The following is a 9339-nucleotide window of genomic DNA, read 5'->3' on the forward strand; positions in this document are numbered from 1 at the left end:
CGTTCGATTGGCAGAATGATTAGGTGGCAAAATGATTGACGAGCGGGCGGGCGGGAGCGGGAGCGAGACAGGGAGACAGGGAGACAGGGAGTGAGGAGTGAGGAGTGGGGAGTGGGGAGTTCGCTTCAGGTGATCGCGGATGTAGGACAGAAAGATTGGTGCGACAGAAAGATTGGAAAGCCGGAGAGGCGAGCCCCCTCTTCTTCTGACTGCATATTTTTGTCAATCATTTTTTTGCCAAGGTTTGGTCATCAGGGGACGCTGTGTCCTAATGCGATTGCGGTCGTCTAGTCGCATTGACAATTGGAAATTGCGATGATCATTCGCGGTGATTCGCGTGATTCGTGGGATAACTAGTGTTGGCGGGGATCTCCTGCCGTCGCGTTGCGACTACTGCTTGACTACGCGTTGGTGTTCCACGGACTCGCGTCCGTGGCTATCGCATTTCGTCGCGTTGCGACTGGGGAGCGGGTTTGGCCGGGATCTACGTGAGCGATCGCAGGACAGATGGGCCGTTTCCCAGCCTTTGAATCTTTCTGTCGCACCAATCTTTTTGTCGGTACTTGCGGTATGATCAAACACGTAATCACAGAGGGCAAGACAAGGCCGTGGATTGCGAGATGCTAACGCTCGCCGCGTGCCAGAACTTTAGTGAATTTCGTTCCGTCCCTGCTCGGACGATCGATAGACAGAAAGATTGTTGCGACAGAAACATTAGAAATACAGAGCGTGGAGTGCCATATATTCCTACCTCCATCTTCCTACCTAAAAGCTTTGCCGGATTGGCCGGAGAATAGCGATCCAGGAAGGTGCAGGCTCCATTGAGGCGAGCGGCAATAATTTTCGACCTTCACTCAACGTTGGTACTGATCGCTGCCGTCGCCACCGCGGCAAGTTTGCATTGTTCATTCGCGTCCATTGGCGTGTTTCGCGGGTAAGTTTGTCTAACCGGGTTGGCCACGAATCAGCCACATTTCCACGAATCACAATGGGTGTTCACGGCATTTCATCACAATCCAGCCGGCGGTCCAGAGGCAACTCGGTGACCAATTGGACAAGGATCAAATATTGTGACACCAAAAGGAGAAATCTGTAGCAAGCCGTCGACACAAAGCGTATCCTAACATCCGAAAGACTGCGTTCTACTCGCCCGCAGCCTGTTGGATTCGGCCGGTTTTTCCACTTTCGGATCCAAACTTGTGCTTGACTTCAAATCGAACCAACACGGCGGGTAACCATCGCGTGCACCGGCTCAAGCAAGTGGAGCGATTTGGCCGTTAGAGACTTTCCCGCGCGTTCCCGATTACGCTTTCCCTTCGCCGATTGGAAATTAGTATTCGATGAATTGGACTTGGCGGCCCAACGTGGTCTGGCGGATGAAGGCCGAGGATGTTTTTTGTGCTGCAAACGCAACGAATGCCGAATTGCAAAACGAGGAACTTAAGAAGTGAGAACCACAGATGAACTCGGATTCACGCAGATGCGGCAGGAGGTAATCCGTGTTCATCTGCGTTCATCTGCGGTTTCATTCGTTGCCAGTTTTCTGTGCTGTGAAGATGGGTAAACAGTGGGCAGGCGGGGCGAAGAACGGGGATTTGGATCGCGTCGATCAACTCGCGACAATCAATCGGTGGCCAGCCGCAAAAAAGTTGGGAAACAATACGAAGCCTCCAAGTCGCCGGCGTGATCGTTTCGTGAACACAAACTAAAATGGTGGCGACTGGGTGATCGCGGCCGTTCGCCGACATATGACAAAAAAATTGTTCTCAGCCGCCACCGTCTTCGCAGTCGTGTTCGCGACCGGGTTTAGTCGTTCACAATATACTACGCAACCCGATCCAGGTGGATCGATGCGAGCCGACGTCGAGAATCGATGCCTCGTTTACCAGCGTCCTGATGGCGTCGATAAATCACGTTACCATTCCAACAGGACCGTTGCGATTTCAATACTGACTGAGCGGCAGCCACCTGTTGCTCCGCTGATGTACTGGAAAATTGACTCAGATGGCTACCTTTTGCTTGCAACGTCTGACGACACGGCCGACGCTTGCAGAATGCGTCTGCTGAAGTGTATGGGCGAGTCGCAGGTAGTGCAGCGGGATGATGGAACGAGCTACAATCTTGCTTACTCAGATTAAGCAGCGGCGCACCATTGCATTCACCGCAGCACGGCACCGGGCTTTTTCAAATGCAGCATCGTCTCGCGGTACTCGGTGATGCTCGACGTTACCGGTCTGAGACGCAATCGAGAACCACTGCTGAGCTTACTCATATGGCTTCACTGTCACTTGCTGTCTCTGGACGCCTGCCTGAACCTGACTTGGAGGCCGTGTTGATCCGAGCCGGATTTGCCGCGGGTCTTGCGCGATGGGTCAATGCACATTTGACAGTTGGCCCCTACACACACTACACCGTGAGTCAGCAACATCAAGGCTCGCAAACCATCTTATGCATCGACACTTTTCTGCTCGATCCGTGGATCCACAGCAAAACCGGTGAAACCGGGGAGTCGCCCCATGGATGCTGTGAGGAATTTGAAATCGACACTAACGGGAAGGTCATCGATACCATTGAAACGTCAAGTGATGATGGATCAACGACCTCTTCCATGTCTCGCAGTATTTCATTCTACGGTGGCTAGCCAATGTTGCTCCTGTCCCTAAGGCTCTAACATGTCGGGTAACGATGCGATGGTGACGGAGTGGCGGCATCGTTTTTTCAAAGTGGTTCAATCACCGTTCGCTGCCCGTACATCGCGGCCGTTCTCGCAACTGAAGCGATGAACGAAATCCAAAGGCAAAACGAGCGTGTCGGATACCCGATTGGCCGAATTTGTGCTTTGAGTTTTCCGAGGTCGCCAATTCGAAACTCCGACACCTTTTCGGGGTTCCCACATGCAGTATTCCTGAAAAACGGCCTTCTCGAACCACGCAACATGTTTTGATTGAACAAAAACGAGGAACGGATTCGCCACGAGACAAATGGCTCGTTGTATCCGCATCTTTTGCTATTGCTGTCTTGCTCTGTCTATTTTTCTATTTATTTGTCGGCGGGGTGGATCTGGAAAACAACGGTGCCGAACGAGATCCGTTTATTCATGAATCTGTTTCTGCGCAATGGCTTTATCACCCTTACTCGATCGGAATGGACGGAATTGAAGCACTTCCTCTAGAGACGCGTGTTATGGGTTCGGTCCCACCTATCGAGGGCAATGTACCAGCTAAGTACAAAGAAGGAGTACTTGAAGTAATAGTCGATTCTTCAAGTGACCGAACAGTCGGGTTCGTTCGCTATCCTGATGGAATGGCTTTCAACAAGGTCCCGATGTGCTATTTAGGCTATTCAGGCAATGGGGAGCTTCAATGGATGGCGCATGGAGGTCTTTACAAGGGAACGTTGTCAGCCGGAACATTTTCCGAGGGGGCCCCCGATGACGGCTTGTTTCTATTTGATTTGGATACAATGAAAGTCATTGTGCAACCTGATATCTCTCACTATTTTGAGGGAAGAGAATTGCCACCGCCGCTGGGCCTCGTTGAATTGATCAATGGCAGAGTCGTCGGGATGATCTCTCTGACAGACGAAAAGTCCCGCAAACTTGTCGATCAATACCTTGCGACAATACCAGAGATTCGCAATTGTCTGCACGCTGAGAATCGTTGAACAATCCCGTCCACCGGGCAAAAAAAAAGCTGTTGGGCTGCGATTTGGCACCGCAGAAACGGAGACGGCATACATAACTACGGACCACAATCCCGTGCACCCGAGCGGCGAGGTCGGGCTTTTTGAAATGGACAATCCATCGTCGCCGCCGCGTGATTGGCATCTTCATCCACCTTAGTCGAACATCATGACGCGGAATTTGACTCTTTCGCTTGCCGACTTAGCAGATGCGAAAATCGCTCGAGCATTCAAGCTCGTTCGGAACTTGAACCCGAACATTACACTGTCTGAGATTCGACAGTGTAGCAATGATTTCTCTCCGGTTGCCAACTGGTTACTAGCCTCATCCTCAATCGAGAATTATGTGGCCAACTTGATCGCTGTCAGGGACGTGGCCAACGAACTTCGAGAACATGATATTCAATCCAAAATGTCGGACGGTGAAACGGGATTAGAAATTCGACTTACTGATTTGGATTCTTGGATCGAAATCAACACCCCATTTTTGTCGCCCGAATTGAGCCCCTCGGTCTTGCAATACCTTGAAACACTTAACGCATCCGATTGGTTTGCTTCGCTCGGCAAGCCTGTCGAAGAGAATGTAAACGTGGTTCATGATTATTCGCCAGATACGACACTTACCTACATTTGTGTCGGAATACAGAACTCGATCGTCGAAATGATCATGGATAGAACTGGTTGTCATCATGCTTGCTTGACTCCGCTGTTTTCAAAATTGAACGAAATACTCGATGGAATGATGGCGGCCAAACTTAATAAAACTCCGGCGACGATGCCCCAATTCGATCCAAACGACGTTCGCGGCTTGATTCTTCACGCTTGCTTGGAAATGGAATATCCTGATGGTCATTCGGCTTTTGCTACCGAATGTTGCCAGTGGATCACCCGTGGAAAACTGCCAATTGGTTGGAACGGTGCTTTTCCAGATGGCAAACTGGTCCTAACGTGACGAGTTGCTAGATAACAAACGGAATCGAGAAAGGGCCCCGGATTGCTCGGGAGTCCCTCGCACACCACCGGACATGCGGGTCCGCATCCGGCGGCCTAAACACGAGTTTTAAATCGTCATGTTGCCACGACGACTTGGGGCCATTGAACAACAGCCAGCGCCACCATGAGTTGACCGTCGTACGACGGCTTGTCGCGGAGGAGACATGCATGTGAGCTGACCGAAACACGTACTTGCTCGTTCCCTTCGGGCCGTCGCTGACCGCGTGGCCCAACTACGATGCCCTCTGCTGACTTCCAGTCGGCAGCGAGTAACTTACGAATGCACGGCCCTGGCTTTCGGGCAAACCCTACTCACGGGTACGCCTGACAGATCTCCCCAAATTTGAGCGAGATGTATCCCCACGCAAGTGCCACATCTACCTGCACTCCGTCCTCCGGTTTTGCTTCGTCTTCACATGGCCAGAAGCCTGGAGCTACCGGTCCCACGGATCGTCACGTCGTCCGCAGTTGCCGCGTTGTCAGGCAAGGGGCCTCGTACTGTTCTTTCGTTAGGATTTTAATTGGTATACTGAACTCATTGAAAGAGACCGGAACTATGTACGGGGGACTTGTACCCCGCAAGATCACGCCGATGCTGGGCGTACTGCACGCGAGTCGCCGAGTTGAGTTCTTAGCGGTGGCGAGTCGTTCGCGGCGAGCAAGTGATCGCATACGCTATCCGATCTCATTAGTCGGGACCTCTGCGAACAAAAAGGCTGAATGGTGAACGCACATTGTCTCGAAGCCCCGTCGACGCTGTTTGACGACGTCGGTAATGTTTTGGCTGCAAGCGATTTCTGCGCGGTCGAGAAACATCGCGAATCAAACGTGAATGGAGTTCGCCGATTTGATACTGCGGAATTCGACGTAGTCGATGAGCGTTCTCATGTTGATCTCTGGCTAGAACGACGACTCGGGAACAAGACCATGTTCATCATGGTCGTCCCGGACCGAAAAACACTTTGGAGACGTGACCATGAATCAGAACAACTCGCTGAGCGTGTCGTCAACTTGTTGGTGCAACACGGTGCATCTAGTGACTGACAACTGAACGCAGATGATCGATGTTCATGCTCGTTGAGTCTTCAAATGTTGCTGCCGATAAAGCACTCACATTTCGGACAATCAACGGATTCTGACGGAGCGCCGGAGTCGTCGTTACACTGAGATCGAGTTTTTCGCCGCCGGCCGCATGTCGCTACCGTTCGCCAATCCAATTCAGCGTACTCATCGTGTTTAAATTCAGTCTCGCCACTCTGCTTTCTTTTCCGCTCGTCGTTGCGTCATCGTACGCTGCATTCGTTTACCCGATCATTATCGCGATCGTATACGGAAATCACAGGGAGTGGCACGATCCAGTGATCGGTAACAATGACCAAGTGCTTTCTCGGGGCTATACTTGGAAGAAGTAAACAGACCACGGCGTAATCGCAACGATTTCCACTGAAGATGCGGTTGACGCTTGGGTGGACTAGCTGAAAATCAGAGTTGGCTTCTCGAAGTGGATGGTCAACTGCCGTTCGGCAATCGCCGATAACAACGCCGTGCACGTGGAGGACTGTGTCGCGCGTTTAGAGATGGAAGATCAACCCGCCGTCCCCCTTGATGTCCGCTGTTCACCTACTGAATACATTGCACAAAACTTCGGTCCAAATTGTTCACGGCTTTGCCGTCGCTTCCTATGTGTTCCGCCCATTGTTGCGGAGACTGCATCGCGACTCTGTAGAAGCGACACTTTTCCGCTACCCAAGCGTTGGGTTAGGACTCGATGAAATCGTTGACCGGCTTTCGTCCAATCTTCGAGAGCAGCGACCGGACGGGATCGTCGCTCATAGCCTCGGTTGCGTCGCAACTTGGCTCGCGGTCCACAATACTGGTTGGCGTGGTCCGCTCGTTCTGCTAGCTCCCCCGCTAGCCGCACTTCCTGCGACACGACTCATTCCAGGATGCATGCGTTGGCCCTTTGCACCGCTGTTGGATCACCGTGAACTAATGACCGCTTCAGGGTTTGAATTACCGATGCTGGCCGGGTGTGCCATCAAAACAATCGCTGGGCGATTTGACTTTTCGGTACCGGCATCCTGTACGCGTCACCCCAACGTCGAAGAAGCATCGGTTACACTGCATACACACAACTCGATGCTTTTCTCCGCTTCTGTCGCGCGGGCTAGCTCCGAATGGTTGGTGCGAGCAAGCAAAAGCGGGGAACAATGACATGCACGGAAAAACGGCTTGTGGCGTTTTCTCAAGTGGATGATCAACTCTCTGTCCCCTGTGATGTCCTCTTTTGCCGACTGAAGCATGCCAAACCCCTACGTCCCGCCAGACACAGCTATTGACGTGCGTTCGACGACTGCCTTCTGGCGGTCGCTTACGCGACGCCAAGTGATCGGGTTTATGCTGTTGACCACTCCGTTTCTCCTGTTTCATATCGTACTCGTGAACGGTGCAATCTGGCGATTGATCAGACTCTATCCCAGCCACTATGTCCTATATTCGTTTGGCGCCTGTTCACTGATCCTTTGCTCCATTGTTGCAACCTGTCTCATCTTTCACGCTGTTCGGATAGCGGTTGAGGGACGTTTCACGAGTGCGATTAAACTCTATCTTGGCACGTTTTCCTTGCTCTTCCTCTCCGACTTTGGCGTTTGCAATATTGGAGACTTATTAAACTCTCCGCTGCAACAATACTTCCCCAATCTCTGACGTAGCCCGCCACGACGGATAACCAAGTCGAGAACCTGCGGACAGGCAAGGTGGATTGACGACCGGGCGCGGGCGAGACATGGAGACAAGGAGACAAGGAGACACGGAGTGAGGAGTGAGGAGTGAGGAGTGCGCTTCAGGTGATAACGGATGCAGGACAGAAAGATTGTTGCGACAGAAGGATGGAAACGTCGGAGTGTTGGGTGCAATCATTATTCTGTCTTCATCTTTTTGCCAACCATGTTTTTGCCTGAGGTTTGGTCATCAGGGAACGTTGCGTCCTGTTGCGATTGCGGTCGTCTAGTCGCATCGTCAATTCGAGATTGCGATGATCATTCGCGGTGATTAGCGTGATTCGCGGGCTAATCGGTGTTGGTGGTGACCTCCTGCCGTCGCGTTGCGACTACTGCTTGACTCCCGCGTTGGTGTTCCACGGACTCGCGTCCGTGGCTACATCAAGCCGTCGCTGCGGGACTCACGAACAGCCACGAAGTGGCGGCATGTTGTCGCCATGGGCGTCAGCCCATGGAACGCGTACACGTCATACGCCGTAAGTCCTGAAGGGACGACAGGAGATTCCACCCCTGCGATTCCTGCCGCCCCTTCGGGGCTTTGTCATCGTGTTTGCCCCCGAACCATGGACTCACGTCCATGGCTACTGCCTGTCGTCGCGTTGCGACTGGAAGGACAGAATGGATCGAGTTGCTTGGGTGGTACCGAGATCGATGGGACAGAGCGTCTTCTTTAAAATTTTTCTGTCGCACCAATCTTTCTGTCCCCTCATGCGGTGTGAGCACGCCTGCACGCTGGAACTGGACAGACTCAGAATCGATGGAACGATATGGTGTGCGCAGACGAAAGGTCGACAGAAAAATTGGTGCGACAGAAACATGAGACTGCCATCGCGGTTCGTGACAAAACACGATTGCCGGCGTCGTCTCCATTTTTTTGATCTCTCATCTTTTAACCTTTCGCTGCATTGATCGTGCATTCCACCGTGGCCGCAACACCTGCCGTCGCTGCGGGACTCACGAACAGCCACGAAGTGGCGGCATGTTGTCGCCATGGGCGTCAGCCCATGGAACTCGCGTCAGACGCCGTAAGTCCCGAAGGGACGACAGGAGATTCCACGCCTGCGATTCCTGCCGCCCCTTCGGGGCTTTGTGATCGTGTTTGCTCCCGAACCATGGACTCACGTCCATGGCTACAGCCTATCGTCGCGTTGCGACTGGAAGGACAGAATGGATCGATTTGCATGGGTGGTACCGAGATCGATGGAACAGAGCGTCTTCTTTAAAATCTTTTTGTCGCACCAATCTTTTTGTCCTCTCATGCGGTGTGAGCGAGCTTGTACGCTGTAGCGGGACGGACTCAGAGTCTGCGGATCGATGCGGCGTGTGCTCGGACGAGAGGTATTCAAGAAAATTGGTGCGACAGAAAAATGAGACTGCCATGGGGCAAGTCGCGTGAGGTACCTTTAGCCCTTAGGATCGCACGCGGTTTGGTTGTTTCCGCGAATGGAGCACGAGTGCACTCGAGCACGAATGGCAGTCAGGACTATGTCGTGCACCCGAGTTCGGCTGACGCAACATTGCAAACGAACGATCAATCTTCGCCCCCTATTGACGACGACTGCTGTACCGAAGCCACCTTATCGAATAGGCGTTTTTGTAGGACCGAGAATCGCGAGATCGCAGCGACGTTGGGCCGGGAACTTTGGTCTACAGATTCGTTTGTTCCGCAGTACCGAAGTGGCGAAATCGGTGGCGGCGCTCGATCTTACGCTGATCGCACGATCGGCCATCGTTTGAAGTTGAATGACGATCGTCGCCAGTTCGCCTACCAAACCATTGAACTCCTTGAATCTCGCCTCGAACTACGATCGGACGGCTAACCATGCTGCGTGCTCGCAGCGGCGGCGAGCACCGTGATTCGTCGTCAACCCACACTGAATTCCAC

At 52.6% G+C, this 9339-nt stretch carries 7 protein-coding genes; 5 read left to right on the plus strand and 2 right to left on the minus strand.

Annotated elements, in window-relative coordinates; all coding sequences use genetic code 11:
• Window positions 1-1330: 1330 nt before the first annotated feature.
• Window positions 1331-1507: a hypothetical protein gene (locus tag ABX962_RS21150; protein ID WP_372722050.1), complete on the minus strand. Its 177-nt coding sequence runs from the start codon at window positions 1505-1507 to the stop codon at window positions 1331-1333.
• Window positions 1508-2272: 765 nt separating this feature from the next.
• On the opposite strand from ABX962_RS21150, the gene ABX962_RS21155 reads away from it, so the two are divergent.
• From ABX962_RS21155 to ABX962_RS21175, 5 genes are all read left to right on the plus strand, one after another.
• Window positions 2273-2641, plus strand: a complete 369-nt coding sequence (locus ABX962_RS21155; protein ID WP_372722052.1) for a hypothetical protein — start codon at window positions 2273-2275, stop codon at window positions 2639-2641.
• Between the two features lie 299 nt (window positions 2642-2940).
• Window positions 2941-3663 (plus strand): hypothetical protein, encoded by a 723-nt coding sequence (locus ABX962_RS21160; RefSeq protein WP_372722054.1) that lies wholly within the window; start codon window positions 2941-2943, stop codon window positions 3661-3663.
• 430 nt (window positions 3664-4093) lie between these two features.
• Window positions 4094-4633: a hypothetical protein gene (locus ABX962_RS21165; protein ID WP_372722056.1), complete on the plus strand. Its 540-nt coding sequence runs from the start codon at window positions 4094-4096 to the stop codon at window positions 4631-4633.
• A gap of 761 nt (window positions 4634-5394) precedes the next feature.
• The gene (locus ABX962_RS21170; RefSeq protein ID WP_372722058.1) at window positions 5395-5718 is read left to right on the plus strand and encodes a hypothetical protein; all 324 of its coding nucleotides are present in this window, start codon (window positions 5395-5397) and stop codon (window positions 5716-5718) included.
• A gap of 561 nt (window positions 5719-6279) precedes the next feature.
• On the plus strand, window positions 6280-6888 hold the full coding sequence (locus ABX962_RS21175) for a hypothetical protein (protein WP_372722060.1): 609 nt from the start codon (window positions 6280-6282) through the stop codon (window positions 6886-6888).
• A 2213-nt stretch (window positions 6889-9101) separates the two neighbouring features.
• Here the strand turns inward: ABX962_RS21175 and ABX962_RS21180 are convergent.
• On the minus strand, window positions 9102-9339 hold a 238-nt coding region (locus ABX962_RS21180), incomplete at its 5' end, for a hypothetical protein (RefSeq protein WP_372722062.1).

The organism is Novipirellula sp. (assembly GCF_041583735.1).
GTDB lineage: Bacteria > Planctomycetota > Planctomycetia > Pirellulales > Pirellulaceae > Novipirellula.

What these genes read in the sequence shown, in the direction of transcription:
- ABX962_RS21150 (WP_372722050.1), bottom strand. Translation starts at nt 1,507, where the DNA reads ATGAACACGGATTACCTCCTGCCGCATCTGCGTGAATCCGAGTTCATC.
- ABX962_RS21155 (WP_372722052.1), top strand. Translation starts at nt 2,273, where the DNA reads ATGGCTTCACTGTCACTTGCTGTCTCTGGACGCCTGCCTGAACCTGAC.
- ABX962_RS21165 (WP_372722056.1), top strand. Translation starts at nt 4,094, where the DNA reads ATGTCGGACGGTGAAACGGGATTAGAAATTCGACTTACTGATTTGGAT.
- ABX962_RS21170 (WP_372722058.1), top strand. Translation starts at nt 5,395, where the DNA reads ATGGTGAACGCACATTGTCTCGAAGCCCCGTCGACGCTGTTTGACGAC.
- ABX962_RS21175 (WP_372722060.1), top strand. Translation starts at nt 6,280, where the DNA reads ATGTCCGCTGTTCACCTACTGAATACATTGCACAAAACTTCGGTCCAA.